Genomic DNA, 20,355 nt, shown 5'->3' with positions numbered 1-20,355 from the left:
GTCTTCACTCCCTGCCCGTGAGGCCCCAGGCGTCCTCGTCCGGTTCTTCCTCGACTCGATCGTACCCGCGCGTCATGTCGCCGACCGGGTCAGCGCTGTACCGGTCCCCGTCGTCGGACGGCGACGGGACCGGCGGCGACACCGGTGCCGGCGCCGCCGCCGCGGGCTCCGGCGGTGGCTCCTCGCCGCGGAGCTTCGCGAGCACCGCCGGCAGCTGGTCGCCGGTGACGAGGACGTCCCGCGCCTTCGACCCTTCGGACGGCCCGACGATGTCGCGCGACTCCATGAGGTCCATCAGCCGCCCGGCCTTCGCGAACCCGACACGGAGCTTCCGCTGGAGCATCGAGGTCGACCCGAACTGCGTGGAGACGACCTGTTCGACCGCGGCGAGCAGCAGCTCCAGGTCGTCGCCGATGTCGGCGTCGATCTCCTTGCGCTCGACCACGGCCTGGACGTCCTGGCGGTACTCGGGCTGGGCCTGCCGGGTGACGTGCTGGACGACCTCGGCGACCTCGCTCTCCTGCACCCATGCGCCCTGCACGCGGACGGCCTTCGAGGACCCCATCGGCAGGAAGAGCCCGTCGCCCTGCCCGATGAGCTTGTCGGCGCCGGGCTGGTCGAGGATCACGCGCGAGTCGGTGACGCTCGTCACGGCGAACGCGATCCGCGACGGGACGTTCGCCTTGATGAGGCCGGTGATGACGTCCACCGACGGCCGCTGCGTCGCGAGCACCAGGTGGATGCCGGCGGCACGTGCGAGCTGGGTGATGCGGACGATCGACTCCTCGACGTCCCGCGGGGCGACGAGCATGAGGTCGGCGAGCTCGTCGACGACGACGAGCAGGTACGGGTACGGCTTGAGCTTCCGTTCGCTGCCGGCGGGCAGGACGATCTCGTCGTTCTCGATCGCCTTGTTGAAGTCGTCGACGTGCCGGAACCCGAACGACGCGAGGTCGTCGTACCGCATGTCCATCTCCTTCACGACCCACTGCAGCGCCTCCGCTGCCTTCTTCGGGTTCGTGATGATGGGCGTGATGAGGTGCGGGACCCCGGCGTAGATCGAGAGCTCGACGCGCTTCGGGTCGACGAGGACCATGCGGACCTCGGACGGCTTCGCGCGCATCAGCAGCGAGGTGATCATCGAGTTGATGAACACCGACTTGCCGGACCCCGTGGAGCCGGCGACGAGCAGGTGCGGCATCTTCGCGAGGTTCGCGACGACGAAGCCGCCCTCGACGTCCTTGCCGACACCGATCGTCATCGGGTGCTTCGACTTGGTCGCGGCGCTCGAGCGCAGGACGTCACCGAGCGACACGATCTCGCGGTCCGAGTTCGGGATCTCGACACCGATGGCGCTCTTGCCCGGGATCGGGGACAGGATGCGGACCTCGTTCGAGGCGACCGCGTACGACAGGTTCTTCGACAGCGCCGTCACGCGCTCGACCTTGACGCCGGGCCCGAGCTCGATCTCGTACCGGGTCACCGTCGGGCCGCGGGAGAAGCCGGTCACCTTCGCGTCGACCTTGAACTCGGTGAGCACACCGGTGATGGCCGCGACGATGTCGTCGTTCGCCTGACTGCGCGCCACCGACGGCGTCCCGGCGCTCAGCGTCGTGGCCGCTGGGAGCCGGTACGGCTTCGACGGGTCGTCCGCCGATGCCACCGCCATCGCGTCGTCCGCCTGGCCGGTCGCGTCGTCGACGGGGTCGGCCGGAGCAGACGGGAGGCTCGGTGCGGCCGCCGCGGGCAGGTCCCGTTCCGGACGGATCACCTCGGCGCGGTCGTCCGGGACGGGGGCGCCGAAGTCACGGAGCGCCTGCTCGGCACGGTCGAGGTCAGCGGCGACGTCCTGCTCGAGGGAGTCGTTGAGGTTCACCGACGCAGGCTCGGCCGGCGTGTGGTCGACGAGACCGGCAGCGGCACCGGCGTTCGGGCTCGGTGCCGGTGCGACCGCGGCGGTCGAGGCCGGGATGACCGGGCTGTCGTACGCCGGGTCTTCTTCGCGACCGGACTTGTTGCGGCGCCACCACGGGATGTGCGCCTCGGCGTCGTCGTCCGGCTGCTCGCCGTCGCCGAACCCGAGGTCGTCGAACAGCTGCAGGCCCTGCGAGTCCGTCTTGCCCGCGACGCCCTTGCGCGGCGCCTTCGCCGGTTCGGCGGGCACGTCTTCCTCGGCGGCAGGGGCCGGGGCGCCGAACAGGTACGCGTACAGCTCGTGGAGTCGACGCCCGACCTTGTTCGGCGGGGTCTTGGTGATGATGAAGAGGGAGAGGACCAGCAGGACGATCGCCACCGGGACGGCGATCCAGACGGTGGCGACCGCGACCAACCAGCCGATCACGACCCAGCCGATCACACCACCAGCCGTGGCGAGCGCCGGCATGCCGTCGGACGCGCTCGGCTGGCCACCGAAGACGTGGCACAGGGAGGAGATCGACACGAGCAGCAGCCCGAGGCCGATCCCGATCCGGGTGTTGTCGTGGACGGACGCCGGATGCCGGAACAGCCAGCCGGCGAACACGATCATGATGACGGGGAGCGCGAACGCCAGCCGGCCGAACAGCCCGCCGAACGTGTACGCGTCGAGCGCCACCGAGACGCCGTTGCTCGGGTTCAGCCACTCGACGACCGCGCCGGCGATGGCCAGCACGAACAGGAAGAACGGGAACCCGTCGCGACGCTGGTCCTTCTCGAGGGTCTCGGACCCGAGCAGCCGGAACATCGCACCGACGCCGTGGGCCATGCCCATCCAGGCGGTCACGAGCGGGTTCTGCCCGGTGAACTCGACCGACGGCTTCGCCTGCGGCAGCTTCTTCGTGGTGGCCTGCGTGCGCGACGTCCCGCGCGACCCGCTTCCACGGGACGACGATGACGCGCGTGAGCGCGTGGTCGACTTGGTGCCTCCGGCCATGGGGTAGACCCTAACGCCACCTGGGGACAAACCGACGGAGCCCCGCCGCACGAGGCGGCGGGGCACCCGACGGGTCAGTACCGGATGGCGTCGATGACCTTGACGCGCACCGCGACGAGCGCAGGGAGCAGTCCGGCGAGCGCCCCGACGAAGACCGCTGCGCCGATCCCGACGAACGCGGCCTCGAGCGGGAACGGTGCTCCCCCGATGTCGGCGCCGCTCGTGATCGCGGTCCGCACGGTCTCGTTGCTGAGCACCGCCGCCCCGAGCATCACGCCGATGCCCCCGGCGACGGCGGTCCCGAGGACGTTCTCGAGCAGCACGGCGACGAAGATCCGACCGGCGGAGGCACCGACACCGCGCCGGATGCCGATCTCGCGGATCCGCTGCCGGACGCTCACGAGCGACACGTTGAGCAGCCCGAGCCCGCCGAGCACCAGGACGAGCACGGACACCGCGGCGATGACGTAGCGCAGCGGCCCGAGCGGGTCACCGTCCACCGTGGCACCGGCGTCCATGCGGCTCGCGGTGACCTCGACGCCGCCGCCGAGGGTCCGCTCGGTGTCGCTCGCGATCCGCTTCGCGAGCTGCTTGCCACCCGACGCGGGGATCCAGACCTCGAACGTGCGACTGCCGCCCATCTCCGGGTCGACGACGGTCCCGGCGGCGGCCGTCGTGCGCGCGAGCTGGAACATGCCGGGCTCGGTGTCGTACTCGGACGTCTTGTACTCCCCGACGACGACCGCGGTGACCGCGGGCGTCCCGGGCAGTCGGACGGTCGGGTGCGTCACGAGGTCGGGGTCACCCAGGCGGTCGAGGAAGGCCCGGTTCACGATGATCGCCGGCGCGAGCCGGTCACGGTCGGACTCGGTGAACCATGATCCGTCGGCCATCCGGACCCGGTGCATCTCGGCGTACCCGGGATCGACGGTCTTCGTCCACACGTCGCCGACGCCGTCCGGGAACTGGACCTTCCGCGGCCCTTCCGCCGCCTCGCTCGCGTACGACACGTCGTAGCGAGCAGCCCCGGCACGGAGCTGGTCGAACACCGCGTCCTCGTCGGGCAGGGCGTCCCCCGACTTCGTCGACGCGGTGAGCTGGAACGTCGCCGGCCGGCCACCGTACTGCTCGTTGAACGCCTCCGTCGCCTTCTCGGCGAGCGATCCGAACCCGACCACGACGGCGAGCGACGCGACGGCGATGGTCACACCGACCAGGCTGAGGACGACACGGCCCCGGTGCACGCGGAGCTCCTGCCAGGACTCGACGAAGGTCCCGACGACGGTGCTGAACACGCCGTTCACGCGGCGGCCTCCTCGAACGCGTCGACCACGAGGCCGTGGTCGATCCGGTGGACGGTGTCCGCTCGGGCAGCGACGGCGGCGTCGTGGGTGATGGTCATGAGCGCGGCACCGGTCTCGGCGGCGACGGTCTCGAGCAGCTCCATCACGATGCGACCGGTGTCGACGTCGAGCGCTCCGGTCGGCTCGTCGGCCAGGATGAGCCGGGGCGAGCGGACGAGCGCCCTGGCGATCGCGACGCGCTGCTGCTCGCCGCCGGAGAGCCGGTGCGGCTGCGTGTCGGCCCGGTCGGCCAGCCCCACACGGTCGAGCATCTCGATGGCGAGACGACGACGACGCCAGAAGTCCTTCCCGGTCGCGTAGAGGAGCGGGATCTCGACGTTCTCGACCGCGGTGCGGCCCTGCAGCAGGTTGAACTGCTGGAACACGAAGCCGACGTCGGCCCCGCGGATCCGGTCGCGACGGAGCGACCCGGCCCGTCCGACGTCGACCCCGCCGAACTCGTGCGTGCCGTTGGTCGGGGTGTCGAGCAGCCCGAGGACGTTGAGCAGCGTCGACTTGCCGGAGCCCGAGCGGCCGACGATCGCGGTGGTGCTGCCGGCTTCGACGTCGAGGTCGATCCCGCGGAGGATCTCGAGCGTGGAGCCGTCCGGCAGCGTGACGGACTTCTGCAGCCCGCGGACGGAGACCAGACTCATCCGACCATCACCGCGCCACCCTCGGTGGAGTCGTCCTCGGACTGCTCCTTGCCCGGCACGAACTGCAGGACCTGGTCACCCTCGGCCACCCCGGACTTCACCTCGACCAGTTCACCGTCGTTGATGCCGAGCTCGACGTCGCGCGTCTCGTGCTTCCCCTCGTCGGTGACGACGGTGACGACACCCTTCTGCGCGGTGCCCTGGACGGCCGTGGTCGGGAGGGTCAGGACGCCCTCGGCCTTGCCGGCGGGCACGGCCACGGTGACCTCGAGCCCCGGGAACACCGTGACGTCGCCCGGGACGTCGCACTCCAGCTGCGTCCCGCCGGACGACGACTCCGATCCTGATCCGTCCGCGGCGTCGGTGTCCGACGACGAGGAGTCGGACGCAGCCGCGCTCGTCAACGACAGGTTGGTGCAGGTGAACGGCGCCGGGCCGTCCTTCACCGTCACCGTCGCCTCGGACGGGCGGTTGACCAACCGGTAGAGCTGCGCGGCCTCGAGCGTGGCGCTCGCGCGGTACGACTCGGGGGCGACGCGGGCCACGGTCGTGCCGATGTCGACCGGCTGCTTCGACACCAGGTCGAGCCCGGACACGGTGCCGGCGGCCGGAGCGGCGACGGTCGAGAAGGTGACCTTGGGCGGGAGCGGGCTGCCGTCGGCCGTGACACCGTCGACCGGGGTCTCGACACGGACGTCGAGGATCGCCGCACCCTGCTCGACGTGATCGCCGTTCGCCACGAAGAGGCGGTTCACGGTGCCGGCTGCCGTCGCGCGCACCGGGGTGGACGCGACGGAGCGGATGGTGCCCTTCGCCTCGACGTCGTTGCTGATGTCGCCCTTCTCCACCGTGACGACCGGGTCGTCGATCTTGCCGGTCGGGACCTTGTCGGCTTCCGGCGGCTGGGCGGCGAAGAACGCGAGCCGGACGAGTGCCACTGCGATGGCGGCGAACACGAGGAACTTGAGGCCAGGCCACACCCAGCGACGCAGAACGATCACACAGGAATACTAGTGACCGGCATCCCGACGAAAGATCATGCTCAGGGATGAGAACGGCCCGCCACAGCGTCCGGGACGGACGTGTGGCGGGCCTCCGGTCGGACCGCGCGCGGGCCCTATGCCTCGATGATCACCGGGACGATCATCGGACGACGGCGGTGCTTCGTGTTCACCCAGCGCCCGACGGTCCGGCGGACCACCTGGCTGAACGCGTGCTGGTCTCGCGTGCCGTTGCCGGCCGCGTCGGCCAGGGCACGGGCGATCTGCGGGCGGACGTCGTCGAAGACGGAGTCGTCCTCGGCGAAGCCGCGCGACTGGATCTCCGGGCCGATGACGCACTGTCCGGTTGCGAAGTCGACCGCGCAGAACACGGAGATGAAGCCCTCTTCCGCCAGGACCCGACGGTCCTTGAGGTCGGCGTCGGTGATCTCGCCGACGGTCGAACCGTCCACGTAGACGTACCCGATGTCGAGCTGTCCGACGACGTTCGCGACGCCGTCCTTCAGGTCGACGACGATGCCGTCCTGACCGAGGATGACGTTGCGCGGCGGGACACCCGTCTGGATCGCCAGGTCGGCGTTCGCGTAGAGGTGCCGGTGCTCGCCGTGCACGGGCAGGACGTTGCGCGGACGCAGGATGTTGTAGCAGTACAGCAGCTCGCCGGCGGACGCGTGGCCGGAGACGTGCACCTTCGCGTTGCCCTTGTGCACGACCTTCGCACCGAGCTTCGTCAGGCCGTCGATCACGCGGTAGACGGCGTTCTCGTTACCCGGGATGAGCGACGACGCGAGGATGACGGTGTCGCCGTCGCCGATCTCGATCTGGTGCTCGAGGTTCGCCATCCGGGCGAGGACGGCCATCGGCTCGCCCTGGGACCCGGTCGACATGTAGACGATCTGGTCGTCCGGGACGTCCTTGGCCTTCTTCGTGTCGATCAGCACGTTCTCCGGCACCCGCAGGTACCCGAGGTCGGCGGCGATCGTCATGTTGCGGATCATCGAGCGACCCATGAACGCGACACGGCGGTTCGCGGCGGCCGCGGCGTCGAGCACCTGCTGCACGCGGTGCACGTGCGAGGAGAAGCTCGCGACGACGACCTTCTTGCGCGCCCGCATGATGATGTTCTCGAGCACCGGGCCGATGTCGCGCTCCGGAGCGGTGAACCCGGGGACGTCGGCGTTGGTGGAGTCCGGCAGGAACAGGTCGACGCCGGCCTCGCCGAGTCGCGCGAACGCACGGAGGTCGGTGATGCGGTCGTCGAGCGGCAGCTGGTCCATCTTGAAGTCGCCGGTGTGCAGCACGCGCCCTGCCGGGGTCGTGATGGCGACGGCGAGGGCGTCGGGGATCGAGTGGTTCACCGCGACGAACTCGAGGTGGAACGGACCGAGCTGCTCGGTCTGGTCCTCCTGCACGACGAGCGTGTAGGGCTTGATCCGGTGTTCCTTGAGCTTCGCCTCGACGAGCGCCAGCGTCAGCGTGGACCCGATCAGCGGGATGTCCTGGCGGAGCTTCAGCAGGTACGGCACGGCGCCGATGTGGTCCTCGTGACCGTGCGTGAGCACGACGCCGAGGACGTCGTCGAGGCGGTCCCGGATCGGCGCGAAGTCGGGCAGGATCAGGTCGACGCCCGGCTGGTGCTCCTCGGGGAACAGCACGCCGGCGTCGACGATGAGCAGCTTGCCCTCGTACTCGTAGACGGTCATGTTGCGACCGATCTCGCCGAGGCCACCGACGGGGATGACCCGGAGGGTGCCCGGCTCGAGGGGCTGGGGTTCGGAGACTTGCGTGGGCATTCGGTCCTGACTGCTTCGGCGGCGCGCGTCCTGCGCGCCGCGGTCGATCAACGGGTGGTGCCTGGCACCTTCGGAAGCGCTCCTCCCGCGGCCGCGTTGCGGTCCGGGCGGAAGTTGGAGAAGTCGGCGCCGGGGATCCCGTGCACGGCTTCGAGGGAGGTCTCGATGGCGTACGCCTCCGAGTCCTCGGGGCCGACGAGCGGCAGACGCACACGCGGGCTGCCGATGCGGCCGAGCCCGTGCAGGATGTACTTCGCCGCGACGGTGCCGGGCACGTGCGTCATCACGGCGCGGACCAGCGGTTCGATGCGCTGGTGCTCGCGCGTCGCGGTGGCGAGGTCCCCGGCGTTCACGGCGTCGATGATGGTCCGGTACGGCGTCGACGTGATGTTGGCCGTCACGCCGATGAGTCCGGTCGCGCCGATCGACAGGTGCGGGAGCACGTTCGTGTCGTCGCCGGAGAAGTACATCAGGTCGGTGTTGTTGAGCACGCGGGACACCTCGGCGAAGTCGCCCTTGGCGTCCTTGACGGCCATGATGTTCGGGTGGTGCGAGGCCCGCACGATCGTCTCGTACGTGATCGGGATGCCCGTGCGGCCCGGGATGTCGTAGAGGATGACCGGCAGGTCGGTGGCGTCCGCGATCATCCGGAAGTGCGTCAGAACGCCGGACTGGGTCGGCTTGTTGTAGTACGGCGTGACGATCATCACTCCGTCGGCGCCGGCCCGCTCGCTCTGCTTGTAGAGGTGGATCGCGTGTGCGGTCTCGTTCGAGCCGCCGCCCGTGATGATCTTCGCGCGGCCGTTCGCGACGGACTTGCCGACCTCGACCAGCCGGAGCTTCTCCGGGTCGGTGAGCGTGGAGGTCTCACCGGTGGTGCCGGTCACGACGATGCCGTCGGCACCGGCGGTGATGCAGTCGTCGATGTGCTGCTCGACGCCCGGCCAGTCCACTTCACCGTCGGCGGTGAAGGGGGTCACGAGGGCGACGAGGACCTGACCGAAGGGATTCTCACGCGGGGACACGGCCACCAGCGTACCGGGGATGCGCGCGGGCGAGGCCGTCCGCCCGGACGGTGGCCCGCCAGCGGCCGGTCTGGAGGCTCGGTGCGCGTCCATCGCGCACCTGCGGTCCGCCGTCAGCTGCGGCGGCGCCACTCCAGGAAGCGGTAGCGGACGCCCGTGCGGGAGGTCTGCCACGGGCCCTCGTCGACGAGCGACCACGCGTCGTCCAGCGTCGGCGCGACGGTGTCGCCGGCGACCTCGGTGTCGATCACGGTCTCGGAGACGCGGTCCGCGAAGGGCACCGCCGCCTCGTAGACCTGTCCCCCGCCGATGACCCAGACGGGCTCGTCGGTGTCGAGCGCCGTCGCCAGGTCGTGCACGACCTCGGCGCCGTCGGCCGACCACGACGCATCGCGGGTGAGCACGACGTTGCGGCGACCCGGGAGCGGTCGGAAGCGCTCCGGCAGCGAGTCCCAGGTGCGCCGACCCATCACGACGGTGGCGTCCCCCGTCACCTGCCGGAAGTGCGCGAGGTCCTCCGGCACGTGCCACGGCATCCCGCCGTCCGCGCCGATGACCCCGTCGAGCGACCGCGCCCAGACCAGGCCGACGCCCCGGACGGGTTCGAGCCACTGCTCCGTCGGCTGCTCCGTCGGCATCAGACGGCGACCGCGCCCTTGATCGCCGGGTGGTGGTGGTAGCCGAGGACCTCGAAGTCCTCGTACTCGTAGTCGTCGATCGAGTCGCGGTGCGCGATCTCGAGCGTCGGCGGCGCGTACGGCGTGCGGGAGAGCTGCTCGCGGACCTGCTCGACGTGGTTGTCGTAGATGTGGCAGTCGCCGCCCGTCCACACGAAGTCACCGACCTCGAGCCCGGTCTGCGCCGCGATCATGTGCGTCAGGAGCGCGTACGAGGCGATGTTGAACGGCACGCCGAGGAACATGTCCGCGCTCCGCTGGTAGAGCTGGCACGAGAGCTTGCCGTCGTTGACGAAGAACTGGAAGAACGCGTGGCACGGTGCGAGCGCCATGTCCGGGATGTCCGACACGTTCCACGCCGACACGATGAGCCGGCGCGAGTCGGGGTTCGTCCGGATCTGCTCGATGACCTGGGCGATCTGGTCGATGTGCTCCCCCGACGGCGTCGGCCACGACCGCCACTGCACGCCGTAGACCGGGCCGAGGTCGCCGGACTCGTCCGCCCACTCGTTCCAGATCCGCACGCCGTGCTCCTGCAGCCAGGTCGCGTTGCCGTCGCCGCGCAGGAACCAGAGGAGTTCGTACGCGATCGACTTGAAGTGCACGCGCTTGGTCGTGACGAGGGGGAAGCCCTCCGACAGGTCGAACCGGAGCTGCGCACCGAAGATGCTGCGCGTGCCGGTCCCGGTGCGGTCGCCCTTGGGAGCGCCGTCGTCGAGGACGCGCCGGAGCAGGTCTTCGTACGGGGTGGCAACGGTGGCGTCGGGCAGGACGGTCGCGGTGTCGGTCACACCCGAAGCCTAAACGCGACCACCCACACTGGCGAGTCGACGTGCGAGACGTCCCCCGAGCCTCCAGACCGACTGCGTAGCGTGGTCTCCATGACCGAACCGCTCTCGATCCTGGTGGCCGGCGCGTCCGGCTTCATCGGGACCCCGCTGGTGCGTGCCCTGCGCGATGCCGGGCACCACGTCTCGACCCTGGTGCGGCGCGAGCCGCACACCCCCACGGAGTTCCGGTGGGCCCCCGGCAGCCGACCGCTCGACCCCGCGGTCCTCGACGGCGCGGACGTGGTCGTCAACCTCGCCGGGGCGAACATCGGCAAGCTGCCGTGGACGGACACGTACAAGCAGGAGATCCTGCGCTCCCGGGTCGACGCGACTGACACCCTCGTCGAGGCGATGCGGCACGCGACGACCCCGCCGCGCCTGTTCCTGTCCGGGTCCGCGTCGGGCGTCTACGGCGACCGTCCCTCCGACGTGCTCGGGGACGACGCCGATGCCGGGGCGGGCTTCCTCGCCGAGGTGTGCACCGCATGGGAAGCCGCCGCGAACCGGGCGCCGGACGGGGTCAGGGTGGTCACGTTGCGGACCGGCATCGTCGTCGGGAAGGGCGGGGGCGCGCTCGCACCGCTCGTACCGCTCACGAAGGTCGGACTCGGCGGACGACTCGGGACCGGCGGCCAGCACTGGCCGTGGATCGCGCTCGAGGACGAGGTCGGTGCGATCGTGCACCTCGCGACCGTGTCCTCCGCGGCCGAGGTGTCCGGCCCGGTGAACCTCGCCGGTCCGGAACCGGCCGTCGCCGACCGGATCACGAAGCGCGTCGCCGAGGACCTGCACCGCCCGTACCTCTTCCGGATCCCGGAGTTCGCGCTGAAGGCGCTGCTGCGGGACGCCGCGGACGAGATGCTGCTGTCGAGCCAGCAGATGGTCCCGACGAAGCTGCTCGAGTCCGGCTACGCGTTCCGGTACACCCGGGCAGAAGCCGCGGTCGACGCGGCGTTCTAGCGGGAGTGGGCCAGGGCGGTCCGCATGGCTGCCCTGGCTCGCTTCCGGTCGCCTGCGGCGTCGTAGACGACCCCGAGTCGGAACCAGGCACGCCAGTCGTCCGGAGCGGCCTCGACCGCGGCCTTGTACTGCGGGAAGAGCTCGTCTGCCGCCGCACGGTCGGGTCGGCCGGACGGGCGCAGCGGGACGACGTCGGCCGGGGTGCCGTGCTCGCGTTCGAGGCGGGCACCGAGCCGCGTGATGCGCAGCCCGAACCGGAACTCGAGCACGAGCAGGAGCGCACCGATGGCCGCGACGACGAAGAGCGCGACGCCGATCGCGATGCCCACGGCGAGGCCCGTCGCGATGAACGCCACGGCGCGCTGCCCGACGAGCACGATGTAGAGCGCGAGGAGCACCGTCATCAGGGCGGCGCCCCAGAACGGCGAGCGGAGCTTCACGCGGCGCTCCTGGCAGATGGCTTCACGCGGTGCTCCTAGCCGATGCCGAGCACGGTACCGAGCCCGACCGACAACCCGCGGAGGTCGCCGACCGCGGCGAGGGCGGCGCGGATGCCCGGTGCGTAGGCCACGTCGTCGTTCGTGTCGTGCCGGATCGTCAGGGTCTCCCCCGGGCCGCTCAGCACCACGTCCTGCACGGCTTTGACTCCCGGCAGCCGCAGCGAGTGGATCGGCACGCTCGCGACCTGCTGCCCGCGGGCACGCTGGTCGACGTGCGGAGCGTCGACCGGGCCGACCGCCCGCCGGGCGTCCGAGATGAGCTCGGCGGTGCGCACTGCGGTGCCGGACGGGGAGTCGATCTTGCCCGCGTGGTGGGTCTCGACGATCTCGATCGCCGGGAACCACGGTGCGGCGATCGTCGCCAGGTGGGTGCCGAGGACCGATCCGATCGAGAAGTTCGGCACCACGAGCGTGCCCTGCTCCGGACGGGCATCGAGCGACGACCGGAGTTTCGCGAGACGGTCTGCTGACCAGCCGGACGTGCCGACGAGCACGTTCGCACCGCTCTCCAGCGCGTTCGCCACGATCGCGGGGCTGAGCGCCGGGACGGTGACGTCGACGACGATCCCGGCGCCGTTGAAGACCGACGGCCCGGCTTCGTGCGCGCCGTCCTTCGACGACAGGCTGGCGACGAGCTCGAACCCGGGGAGTTCCTCGACGACGGCGGCCACGAGGCCCCCGAGACGACCGGTGGCGCCGACGACGGCGACGGGAGTGACCATGCGCCCCATCCTAGGATCGACGCATGACCACCGAGCGCACCCGGGTCACCGTCCGCATCGTCCCGGCCGACCTGCCGGAGGTCGACGTGCTGCTCGACGCCTACCTCGACGAGCGCGAGGCGACGTTCCCGAGCGCGCAGGGCAGCTACTCGCGGAAGCGGACGCCCGCCGCGGAGTTCACCCCGCCGAACGGCGTGTTCGCGGTCGCCTCGGACGACGCGGGACGGGCGCTCGGCTGCGGCGGGCTCCGGCGCATCGCGGACGACGGCGACGACGTGCGATTCGAGGTGAAGCACGTGTTCGTCACGCCCGAGGGCCGCGGGCGGGGCGTGGCCACGGCGATCATGGACGAGCTGGAGCGCGCGGCCGCCGGACTCGGCGCGACGTCGATCGTGCTCGACACGAACGACTCGCTCGTCGCAGCCGGTGCGATGTACCGCTCGCGGGGCTACGCGCGCGTCGAGCCGTTCAACGACAACCCGAACGCGACCGCCTGGTACCGCAAGCCGGTGGCCCCGAACGCGCGCTGACGGCGACGCGCGGCGGCGGCGGAGCGCCGCTTCTGCGCACTCGATGGGGTGGCCGGGCCGGGCCGGGCGGGTGAGCCGTCGGACGGGAGGTCCGTGGCGGCCCCGCACCGTGCCTCCAGTCCGGTGCCGGCGGCGGGACGAGTGCGCGGATACGGCGGCGCGCGGCGGCGGCGGAGCGCCGTTCCTGCGCACTCGGTGGGGGCGGGCGCGGCTCAGGGCTGCAGGGTCCCGGACGCGCGCTGACGGCGCACTGGGCCCACGCCGCCGGTCCCGGACCGACGCGCCAGCGGCGGGCCGGCCGTGCCGGTGGGGAGAGGCTCGTGGCGGGGCCGCCACGAGCCTCCAGTCCGGATCGCGGTTACGACTAGAGCGGCTGGTCGACCGGCAGGCCGGTCCGGAGCTCGACCGGCAGGTGCGCCGTGTCGTTGAGGGTCACGAGCTCGGCGGGCTTCGCCGACCGGATGCGGATGATCGTCAGCGCCGTGTGGGCGACGTTCGTCCCCATCCAGCGCCACTCGGGCGCTTGGAAGACCTCGCGCACGAACCAACCGATCACGGCGTTGTGCGTGATGATCAGGTCGTGCCGGTCCTGCATCGCCGGCGTGAACCACTCCGCCACCGCATCGCCCATCTGGGCCTGCCCGGCGATGATCTCCTCCTCGGTGATGCCGCCGTAGAACTTCTTGTACGCCGCGGGCATGTCCGGTGTCGGTCCGGAGGGGATGCAGTCGAACAGCAGCGTCGACGGCTCCGGCTGGATCGCGGGCAATCGCTGCGCGAGGAACGAGGCAGTCTCGCTCGGCGCTTCGAGCGGCGAGTGCCAGACGCCGTCGAACGGCACGCCGCCGAGCCGGTCGGCGACGAGCATCGACTGGCGCTTGCCGCGCTCGGAGAGCTTGCCGTCGCGGAGTCCGTGCTCGGCGTCCTGGTGCTCGCCGTGCCGGACGAGGTAGAGGTAGTGCGACATCTCCGTCATCGACCGCCGATGCCGATCGCGGACTCGAGTGCCGAGCGCTCGACGTCGCCGACCACCGACGTGATCTTCGGACGGGTCAGCAGGTCTCGGGCGAGTTCGAGCACGTCGTCCGTCGTGACCCGGTCGACCCGGTCGAGTGCGGTGTCGAGGTCGGTGAACTCGCCGGTGCCGAGTTCGGCGCGGCCGAGCCGGGTCATCCGCGCGTCGGAGTCCTCGAGGGAGAGCGTCACCGCTCCCTCGATCTGCCCCTTCGCGCGACGGAGTTCGTCGTCGGTGATGCCGTCGTCGGCCATCCGGGCGAACTCGGCGTCGACGATCTCGATCACGCCGCCGACCTTGTCGGGAGCGCAGCCCGCGTACACACCGAACGCACCGTTGTCGAGGTAGGCGGGCGCGAAGGAGGACACCGCGTAGGCGAGACCTCGGCGTTCACGGACCTCCTGGAAGAGCCGGGAGCTCATGCCGCCACCGAGGACGGCGTTCAGCACGCTCAGCACCGGACGGCGGTCGTCGCGGAGGTCCAGGCCCTGCGAGCCGCGGAGCATGCTGACCTGCTCGGTGGGACGGTGCACCACCGTGAGCTTCTCGACGGCGGGGTCCGCCACGGGCTGCGCCGTGCGCCTGGCGACCGGACGGGCGCGACCGGCGCTCTGGAAGACCTCTTCGACGAGGGCGCAGAAGCGGTCGTGGTCGACGGCGCCGGCCGCGGTGATGACGAGCCCGTTCGGCGCGTAGTGCTCCGCGTAGTGGGACAGGACCTCGTCGCGCTGCACCGCGCGGATGCTCTCCGGCGTCCCGCCGATCGGACGGCCGAGCGCGTGCCCCTCGAAGGCCGCGGCGAAGAACGCCTCGCCGGCGACGTCGGCCGGGTCGTCGGCGGCCATCGCGAGCTCTTCGAGGATGACGCCGCGCTCGACGTCGAACGCATCCGCTTCGAGCACCGAGTTCGTGACCATGTCACCGATCACCCGGACGGCCATCGGCACATCGGCGTCACGGACACGGGCGTAGTAGCACGTGTACTCCTTGGCGGTCGCGGCGTTGTGCTCGCCACCGACGGAGTCGAACGCCACGGCGATGTCGAGCGCGCTGCGGGTCGTGGTGCCCTTGAACAGCAGGTGTTCGAGAAAGTGCGTGGAGCCGTACTGGCCGGCTCGTTCGTCTCGGGACCCGACCCCGACCCAGTACCCGATGCTCGTCGAGTGGGACGCCGGAACGGCCTCGGTCAGCACGCGCACGCCCGAGGGGAGGACGGTGCGGCGGACGAAGGATCCCCCGGACGTCAGGAACGACGTGTCCGGGGCCTCGAGGGGCAACGGCACTGGGTGGTTCATCGCGGTCGAGCCTACTGACGTTCCCCGGGCGCTGGGCAGAAGTCAGCGTGTGCCTCGAAATGGGGTACACAAAGTGAGGACAGACCGACACGTCTGTCTGTCCTCCATGTGCTACAGTTGCGGACGCCGGATCGGTAGCCCCCCTAGATTCCGATCCGGTGGCTCGGGACATCAGTCCTCGGCGGCACGAGTCCCCCCACTCAGCCGCGGAGCCGATGAGTCCCAAGGAGCCACGCTGTGACGGTCGATTCCCCCCAACCGGCCGTCCAGCGTCTCCTTGGGCCGAGCAATCCGAACCTCGCGTCGTCGGACGGGTCGAGCGTCCCCCCGGCTCCCCGCTCCGGCGGCGCGAAGGTCCGGATCCTCGAGACCGCGACGCGACTCTTCTACGAAGAGGGGATCCACAGCGTCGGCGTCGACCGCCTCATCTCCGAGGCGAGCGTCACGAAGGCGACGTTCTACAAGCACTACGGGTCCAAGGACAACCTGATCCTGGCCTACATACGGACGCAGCACGAGCGCGTGCAGGACCGGTTCGAGCGCCTCGTCACCGACGCCGGCGAAGCGCCCCGGGCCGTCCGCGCCTGGGTCGACGCCGTCTCGGACGAGGTGAACGAGGCCGAGTTCGGCGGCTGCGCGTTCCTCAACGCAGCCGCCGAGTACCACGACCCGCGCGACCCCGTCCGTCAGGTGGTCGCGAGCCACCGGGACTGGTACACGGAACGTCTCGCGGAACTCCTGCAGGCCGCCGGCCACCCGCTCCCGGGCGACGGCGCCGACGAGCTCATGCTCGCGAGGGACGGCGCCATGTCGGGTGCCTACGCCGGCGACGCCATCGCGGCGACAGCGGCACTCCGTCGCGTCGCCGAACGCGTCCTCGCCGGCTGACGGCGTCCGCCGGTTTCCGCGCACCCCTGGTGACGACCCCTGTTCGGGGGTACCTTGACCGCACGGTCGACCAACCCGCCGATCGTGCCCCGGTCGACCCGTTTCCCTGCAGCGTCGGCCAGGGCCCCGTGCTGCCCGCACGTCTCGAGGACAACGATGTTCGACAACCGTTTCATCCGTCACGCCATCGACCGCAGCGCCGAGAACGCGCTCGACCGACGACGCTTCTTCGCAGCCGCCGGTGTCGCCGGCGCCTCAGCCGGCATCGCCGCGCTCGGCTCGTCGGTGCTCACCGCCGCCCCCGCCTCCGCCACCCCCGAGGAGGACGCCGCCGTCTCCGACGCCGCGATCCTCAACTTCGCGCTCAACCTCGAGTACCTCGAGGCCGAGTTCTACCTCCGCGCCGTGTTCGGCACGGGCCTGACCGACAGCATGATCACCGGCATCGACCCCCAGGGGCCGGTCATCGGTGGCAAGAAGGTGCCGTTCAAGACCGCAGCCATCCGCGGGATCGCCACCGAGATCGCCAACGACGAACGCGCGCACGTCGCGTTCCTCCGGAGCGCGCTCGGCGACGCGAAGGTGTCCCGTCCCACGATCGACCTGGTGAGCAGCTTCACGGCGGCCGCCCGAGCCGCCGGGGTCATCGGGCCCACCGGCACGTTCGACCCGTTCGCGAGCGAGGAGAACTTCCTGCTCGGGGCGTACGTCTTCGAGGACGTGGGGGTCACCGCCTACAAGGGCGCTGCTCCCCTGATCTCCAGCAAGACGTACCTCAGCGCCGCTGCCGGGATCCTCGCCGTCGAGGCCTACCACGCCGGCATCATCCGGTCGAAGCTGTACGACAAGGGCCTGCAGGTGCCGGCGAACAAGATCTCGGACGCCCGGGACTCGCTCGACGGCCCCACGGACGACGACCAGGGCATCACGACGTCGAGCGGCGCGGTGAACCTCGTGCCGACCGACACGGACTCCCTCGCCTACGGTCGCACCGCCGAACGGGTGCTCAACGTGGTGTTCCTGACGCCGAACCAGATCGACAAGGGCGGCTTCTTCCCCGAGGGCGTCAACGGAGCGATCGTCGCCAGCGGCAACCCGGGGAGCGCGACCGGCCCGGCCTGATCCGTGGGACGGGAGGCTCGGTGCGCGCTCGCTCCGAGCCTCCTGTCCGCCTCCGGTCGCCTCCATGGCACGGGTGGTTGCCTGGGTGCATGGCAAACGACCCGCTCTGGCGCCTCCCCGAGGTGCCCACCTTCACCCTCACCAGCCCCGACTTCACCGACGGTGACGAGCTGCCGACGTCCGCACGCGGCGGCGACGTCGGTGGCGAGGACCGCTCCCCCGCCCTCGAGTGGTCGGGAGCTCCCGAGGACACGCAGAGCTACGTGCTCTCCGTGTACGACCCCGACGCACCGACCGGCTCGGGCTTCTGGCACTGGTGTGTGTCGGACATCCCGGCCGATGTCACGTCGCTCGCCGCTGGTGCCGGGACGGACGACACGCTGTTGCCCGCTGCTGCGCTCCGTCGGCACAACGAGTTCGGGTCGGACACGTTCCTCGGTGCAGCGCCTCCCGCCGGGCACGGGTCGCACCGGTACTTCTTCACGCTGAGTGCGCTCGACGTCCCGCTGCTCGAGGTCCCCGTCGACGCGACCCCCGCGGTCGTCGGGTTCATGTTGCGGGAGCACCTGCTCGCGCGTGCCGTGCTGATGGGCACACAGGAGACCCCCGCGGAGTAGCAGGCGTTCCTTCCCATCGCGCTTGCAGTAGGAAGACGAATCGCGCGTAGGAGGTCGGAAATCTCGGCCTCCTACGCGCGATTCCGCTTTCTATGCACGATTCGGCCCACCCGGCCCAGGCCCACCCGGCCCGGCCACCCCGCACACGCGGAACGGCCGCCGTCCCGAAGGACGACGGCCGTTCTGCGTGCAGGAGTGGATCAGACGGTGGCGTCCGTGGACTCCTCGCGCGCACCACTGCCGTCGGTGTCCGACTCCTCGGCGACGACCGGCGCGAGCGAGAGCTTGCCGCGGTCGTCGACCTTGGTGACCTCGACCAGGATCTTCTGGCCGACGCCGAGGACGTCCTCGACGTTCTCGACACGCTTGCCACCGGCGAGCTTGCGCACCTCGGAGACGTGGAGCAGACCGTCGCGGCCCGGGAGCAGCGACACGAAGGCGCCGAACGTGGCGATCTTCACGACGGTGCCGAGGAACTGGTCCCCGATCTCCGGGTTGGTCGGATTCGCGATCGCGTTGACCTGGGCGCGAGCGGCCTCGGCCGACGGACCGTCGACGGCGCCGATGTACACGGTGCCGTCGTCCTCGATCGAGATGTCGGCGCCGGTCTCGTCCTGGATCCCGTTGATCGTCTTGCCCTTCGGGCCGATCAGCTCGCCGATCTTGTCGACGGGGATCTGCACGGAGATGACACGCGGCGCGGTGTCCGCCATCTCGTCGGGGGCGTCGATCGCCTCGGTGAGGACACCGAGGATGGCCGAGCGGGCCTCCTTGGCCTGCTTCAGCGCGGCGTCGAGCACCGACGACGGGATGCCGTCGAGCTTGGTGTCGAGCTGGATCGCGGTGACGAACTCCGAGGTACCGGCGACCTTGAAGTCCATGTCGCCGAGGGCGTCCTCGGCACCGAGGATGTCGGTCAGCGCCGCGTAGCGGGTCTGGCCGTCGACGGTGTCGGAGACGAGGCCCATCGCGATGCCCGCGACCGGGGCCTTGAGCGGCACACCGGCGTTGAGGAGCGACAGGGTCGAGGCGCAGACGGAACCCATCGACGTCGAGCCGTTGGAGCCGAGGGCCTCGGACACCTGACGGATCGCGTAGGGGAACTCCTCGCGCGACGGCAGCACCGGCACGAGGGCGCGCTCGGCGAGGAAGCCGTGCCCGATCTCGCGACGCTTCGGCGAACCCACGCGGCCGGTCTCACCGGTCGAGTAGGGCGGGAAGTTGTAGTGGTGCAGGTAGCGCTTCTTCGTGACGGGCGACAGCGAGTCGATCTGCTGCTCCATCTTGAGCATGTTCAGCGTGGTGACGCCGAGGATCTGCGTCTCGCCGCGCTGGAAGATCGCCGAGCCGTGGACGCGCGGGATCACGGCGACCTCGGCGTCGAGCGGACGGATGTCGGCGAGGCCGCGACCGTCCATGCGGACCTGCTCGGTCAGGATGCGGCCGCGGACGACCTTCTTCGTGACCGACTTGTAGGCGCCGCTGACCTGGCCGTTGGCCGACTCCGGGAGCTCACCGGCCGTCACCTTGGCGGCGATGGCCTCCTTGACGCGGGCCTTGAGCGCGTCGTCCGCGTCCTGGCGCTCGAGCTTGCCGGCGATCTTGTAGACGTCGCCGAGCTCGGACAGGGCGATGGCCTCGACCGCGTCGTAGACCTCTGGGGCGTACGGCGGGAAGACCGGGTAGTCCTGGATCTCCTTGGCCGACTGCGCGGCCATCTTCGCCTGTGCCTCGACGAGGACCTTGAGGAACGGCTTCGCCGCCTCGAGGCCCTGCGCGACGACGGCCTCGTCGGGCTTGGTGGCGCCGCCCTGGATGAGGTCCCAGCTGTGCTCGGTGGCCTCGGCCTCGACCATCATGATCGCGACGTCCTCGTTCCCCGCCTCGTCCGTGACGACACGGCCGGCGACGGTGAGGTCGAAGACGGCCTCGGCGAGCTGCGACGCCTTCGGGAACGCGACCCACTGGTCGCCGATGAGCGCCAGGCGCACACCCGCGATGGGGCCGGAGAACGGCAGACCGGAGATTTGCGTCGACGCCGATGCCGCGTTGATCGCGAGCGCGTCGTAGAACTCGTCAGGAGCGATGCTCAGGACGGTGATGACGATCTGGACCTCGTTGCGGAGGCCGTCGACGAACGACGGGCGCAGCGGCCGGTCGATGAGCCGGCAGACCAGGATCGCCTCGGTCGAGGGGCGGCCCTCGCGGCGGAAGAACGAGCCGGGGATCTTGCCGGCGGCGTACGAGCGCTCTTCGACATCGACCGTCAGCGGGAAGAAGTCGAAGCCCTCGCGCGGGTGCTTGCCGGCGCTGGTGGCCGACAGCAGCATGGTCTCTTCGTCCAGGTACGCGGCGACGGCACCCTGTGCCTGCTGCGCGAGACGGCCGGTCTCGAACCGGACCGTCCTGGTGCCGAAGCGACCGTTGTCGATGATCGCTTCAGCGAACTTGATCTCGGGACCCTCCAAGA

The 20,355-nt window shown here is 70.7% G+C and carries 18 protein-coding genes; 5 read left to right on the top strand and 13 right to left on the bottom strand.

The window, feature by feature from the left end:
- Window positions 1–4 precede the first annotated feature (4 nt).
- The 8 genes from ACIPJ2_RS13860 to ACIPJ2_RS13825 all read right to left on the bottom strand — a co-directional run bounded on the left by ACIPJ2_RS13860 (window position 5) and on the right by ACIPJ2_RS13825 (window position 10,197).
- On the bottom strand, window positions 5–2,911 hold the full coding sequence (locus ACIPJ2_RS13860) for a DNA translocase FtsK (protein WP_402729293.1): 2,907 nt from the start codon (window positions 2,909–2,911) through the stop codon (window positions 5–7).
- Between the two features lie 74 nt (window positions 2,912–2,985).
- Window positions 2,986–4,215 carry an ABC transporter permease gene (locus ACIPJ2_RS13855; protein ID WP_402729292.1) on the bottom strand — a complete coding sequence of 410 codons (1,230 nt, stop codon included), beginning with the start codon at window positions 4,213–4,215 and terminating at the stop codon, window positions 2,986–2,988.
- Entirely contained in the window at window positions 4,212–4,910 is a 699-nt protein-coding gene (locus tag ACIPJ2_RS13850; protein ID WP_402729291.1) for an ABC transporter ATP-binding protein, read from the bottom strand. Before ACIPJ2_RS13850 ends, ACIPJ2_RS13855 begins: the two co-directional genes overlap by 4 nt.
- Window positions 4,907–5,911, bottom strand: coding sequence for an HlyD family efflux transporter periplasmic adaptor subunit (locus ACIPJ2_RS13845; RefSeq protein WP_402729290.1), 1,005 nt, complete (start codon window positions 5,909–5,911; stop codon window positions 4,907–4,909). Before ACIPJ2_RS13845 ends, ACIPJ2_RS13850 begins: the two co-directional genes overlap by 4 nt.
- 116 nt (window positions 5,912–6,027) lie before the next feature.
- A complete protein-coding gene (locus ACIPJ2_RS13840) occupies window positions 6,028–7,704 on the bottom strand; it encodes a ribonuclease J (protein WP_281267444.1) in 1,677 nt (558 codons plus the stop codon).
- 47 nt (window positions 7,705–7,751) lie between these two features.
- Window positions 7,752–8,729 carry a 4-hydroxy-tetrahydrodipicolinate synthase gene (gene dapA / locus ACIPJ2_RS13835; protein ID WP_402729289.1) on the bottom strand — a complete coding sequence of 326 codons (978 nt, stop codon included), beginning with the start codon at window positions 8,727–8,729 and terminating at the stop codon, window positions 7,752–7,754.
- Window positions 8,730–8,842: 113 nt separating this feature from the next.
- Window positions 8,843–9,367 carry a dihydrofolate reductase gene (locus ACIPJ2_RS13830; protein WP_402729288.1) on the bottom strand — a complete coding sequence of 175 codons (525 nt, stop codon included), beginning with the start codon at window positions 9,365–9,367 and terminating at the stop codon, window positions 8,843–8,845.
- Window positions 9,367–10,197 carry a thymidylate synthase gene (locus tag ACIPJ2_RS13825; RefSeq protein ID WP_402729287.1) on the bottom strand — a complete coding sequence of 277 codons (831 nt, stop codon included), beginning with the start codon at window positions 10,195–10,197 and terminating at the stop codon, window positions 9,367–9,369. The genes ACIPJ2_RS13830 and ACIPJ2_RS13825 overlap by 1 nt, the downstream gene beginning before the upstream one ends.
- 90 nt (window positions 10,198–10,287) lie before the next feature.
- Between ACIPJ2_RS13825 and ACIPJ2_RS13820 the strand changes: the two genes are divergently transcribed.
- On the top strand, window positions 10,288–11,196 hold the full coding sequence (locus ACIPJ2_RS13820; protein ID WP_402729286.1) for a TIGR01777 family oxidoreductase: 909 nt from the start codon (window positions 10,288–10,290) through the stop codon (window positions 11,194–11,196).
- Here the strand turns inward: ACIPJ2_RS13820 and ACIPJ2_RS13815 are convergent.
- Together ACIPJ2_RS13815 and dapB are read right to left on the bottom strand one after the other, a co-directional pair.
- Window positions 11,193–11,636, bottom strand: coding sequence for a tetratricopeptide repeat protein (locus ACIPJ2_RS13815; protein WP_402729285.1), 444 nt, complete (start codon window positions 11,634–11,636; stop codon window positions 11,193–11,195). The two genes, ACIPJ2_RS13820 and ACIPJ2_RS13815, sit on opposite strands and share 4 nt — an antisense overlap.
- Before the next feature lie 35 nt (window positions 11,637–11,671).
- On the bottom strand, window positions 11,672–12,418 hold the full coding sequence (dapB, locus tag ACIPJ2_RS13810) for a 4-hydroxy-tetrahydrodipicolinate reductase (RefSeq protein WP_281267439.1): 747 nt from the start codon (window positions 12,416–12,418) through the stop codon (window positions 11,672–11,674).
- 23 nt (window positions 12,419–12,441) lie between these two features.
- Between dapB and ACIPJ2_RS13805 the strand changes: the two genes are divergently transcribed.
- The gene (locus ACIPJ2_RS13805) at window positions 12,442–12,948 is read left to right on the top strand and encodes a GNAT family N-acetyltransferase (RefSeq protein WP_402729284.1); all 507 of its coding nucleotides are present in this window, start codon (window positions 12,442–12,444) and stop codon (window positions 12,946–12,948) included.
- A 364-nt stretch (window positions 12,949–13,312) separates the two neighbouring features.
- Here the strand turns inward: ACIPJ2_RS13805 and ACIPJ2_RS13800 are convergent, their stop codons facing one another.
- Both ACIPJ2_RS13800 and ACIPJ2_RS13795 read right to left on the bottom strand, forming a co-directional pair.
- Window positions 13,313–13,915 carry a histidine phosphatase family protein gene (locus tag ACIPJ2_RS13800; RefSeq protein ID WP_281267437.1) on the bottom strand — a complete coding sequence of 201 codons (603 nt, stop codon included), beginning with the start codon at window positions 13,913–13,915 and terminating at the stop codon, window positions 13,313–13,315.
- A gap of 5 nt (window positions 13,916–13,920) precedes the next feature.
- A complete protein-coding gene (locus tag ACIPJ2_RS13795; RefSeq protein WP_402729283.1) occupies window positions 13,921–15,258 on the bottom strand; it encodes a M16 family metallopeptidase in 1,338 nt (445 codons plus the stop codon).
- Between the two features lie 237 nt (window positions 15,259–15,495).
- Here ACIPJ2_RS13795 and ACIPJ2_RS13790 point away from each other — a divergent pair, with 237 nt between their 5' ends.
- The 3 genes from ACIPJ2_RS13790 to ACIPJ2_RS13780 all read left to right on the top strand — a co-directional run bounded on the left by ACIPJ2_RS13790 (window position 15,496) and on the right by ACIPJ2_RS13780 (window position 17,885).
- Window positions 15,496–16,146: a TetR/AcrR family transcriptional regulator gene (locus ACIPJ2_RS13790; RefSeq protein WP_402729282.1), complete on the top strand. Its 651-nt coding sequence runs from the start codon at window positions 15,496–15,498 to the stop codon at window positions 16,144–16,146.
- Window positions 16,147–16,302: 156 nt separating this feature from the next.
- Window positions 16,303–17,268 (top strand): ferritin-like domain-containing protein, encoded by a 966-nt coding sequence (locus tag ACIPJ2_RS13785; protein WP_402729281.1) that lies wholly within the window; start codon window positions 16,303–16,305, stop codon window positions 17,266–17,268.
- An 89-nt stretch (window positions 17,269–17,357) separates the two neighbouring features.
- Window positions 17,358–17,885: a YbhB/YbcL family Raf kinase inhibitor-like protein gene (locus ACIPJ2_RS13780; RefSeq protein WP_402729280.1), complete on the top strand. Its 528-nt coding sequence runs from the start codon at window positions 17,358–17,360 to the stop codon at window positions 17,883–17,885.
- A 200-nt stretch (window positions 17,886–18,085) separates the two neighbouring features.
- Here the strand turns inward: ACIPJ2_RS13780 and ACIPJ2_RS13775 are convergent, their stop codons facing one another.
- Window positions 18,086–20,353 carry a polyribonucleotide nucleotidyltransferase gene (locus ACIPJ2_RS13775; protein ID WP_402729279.1) on the bottom strand — a complete coding sequence of 756 codons (2,268 nt, stop codon included), beginning with the start codon at window positions 20,351–20,353 and terminating at the stop codon, window positions 18,086–18,088.
- Between the last annotated feature and the right edge of the window lie 2 nt (window positions 20,354–20,355).

The organism is Curtobacterium sp. NPDC090217, assembly GCF_044746705.1.
GTDB lineage: Bacteria > Actinomycetota > Actinomycetes > Actinomycetales > Microbacteriaceae > Curtobacterium.
The sequence above is the reverse complement of the archived record's forward strand: the minus strand, read 5'-3'. Positions and strand labels throughout refer to the sequence as shown.

What these genes read in the sequence shown, in the direction of transcription:
- ACIPJ2_RS13840 (WP_281267444.1), bottom strand. Translation starts at nt 7,704, where the DNA reads ATGCCCACGCAAGTCTCCGAACCCCAGCCCCTCGAGCCGGGCACCCTC.
- ACIPJ2_RS13860 (WP_402729293.1), bottom strand. Translation starts at nt 2,911, where the DNA reads ATGGCCGGAGGCACCAAGTCGACCACGCGCTCACGCGCGTCATCGTCG.
- dapB (WP_281267439.1), bottom strand. Translation starts at nt 12,418, where the DNA reads ATGGTCACTCCCGTCGCCGTCGTCGGCGCCACCGGTCGTCTCGGGGGC.
- ACIPJ2_RS13850 (WP_402729291.1), bottom strand. Translation starts at nt 4,910, where the DNA reads ATGAGTCTGGTCTCCGTCCGCGGGCTGCAGAAGTCCGTCACGCTGCCG.
- ACIPJ2_RS13805 (WP_402729284.1), top strand. Translation starts at nt 12,442, where the DNA reads ATGACCACCGAGCGCACCCGGGTCACCGTCCGCATCGTCCCGGCCGAC.
- ACIPJ2_RS13795 (WP_402729283.1), bottom strand. Translation starts at nt 15,258, where the DNA reads ATGAACCACCCAGTGCCGTTGCCCCTCGAGGCCCCGGACACGTCGTTC.
- ACIPJ2_RS13820 (WP_402729286.1), top strand. Translation starts at nt 10,288, where the DNA reads ATGACCGAACCGCTCTCGATCCTGGTGGCCGGCGCGTCCGGCTTCATC.
- ACIPJ2_RS13785 (WP_402729281.1), top strand. Translation starts at nt 16,303, where the DNA reads ATGTTCGACAACCGTTTCATCCGTCACGCCATCGACCGCAGCGCCGAG.
- ACIPJ2_RS13780 (WP_402729280.1), top strand. Translation starts at nt 17,358, where the DNA reads ATGGCAAACGACCCGCTCTGGCGCCTCCCCGAGGTGCCCACCTTCACC.
- ACIPJ2_RS13830 (WP_402729288.1), bottom strand. Translation starts at nt 9,367, where the DNA reads ATGCCGACGGAGCAGCCGACGGAGCAGTGGCTCGAACCCGTCCGGGGC.
- ACIPJ2_RS13800 (WP_281267437.1), bottom strand. Translation starts at nt 13,915, where the DNA reads ATGTCGCACTACCTCTACCTCGTCCGGCACGGCGAGCACCAGGACGCC.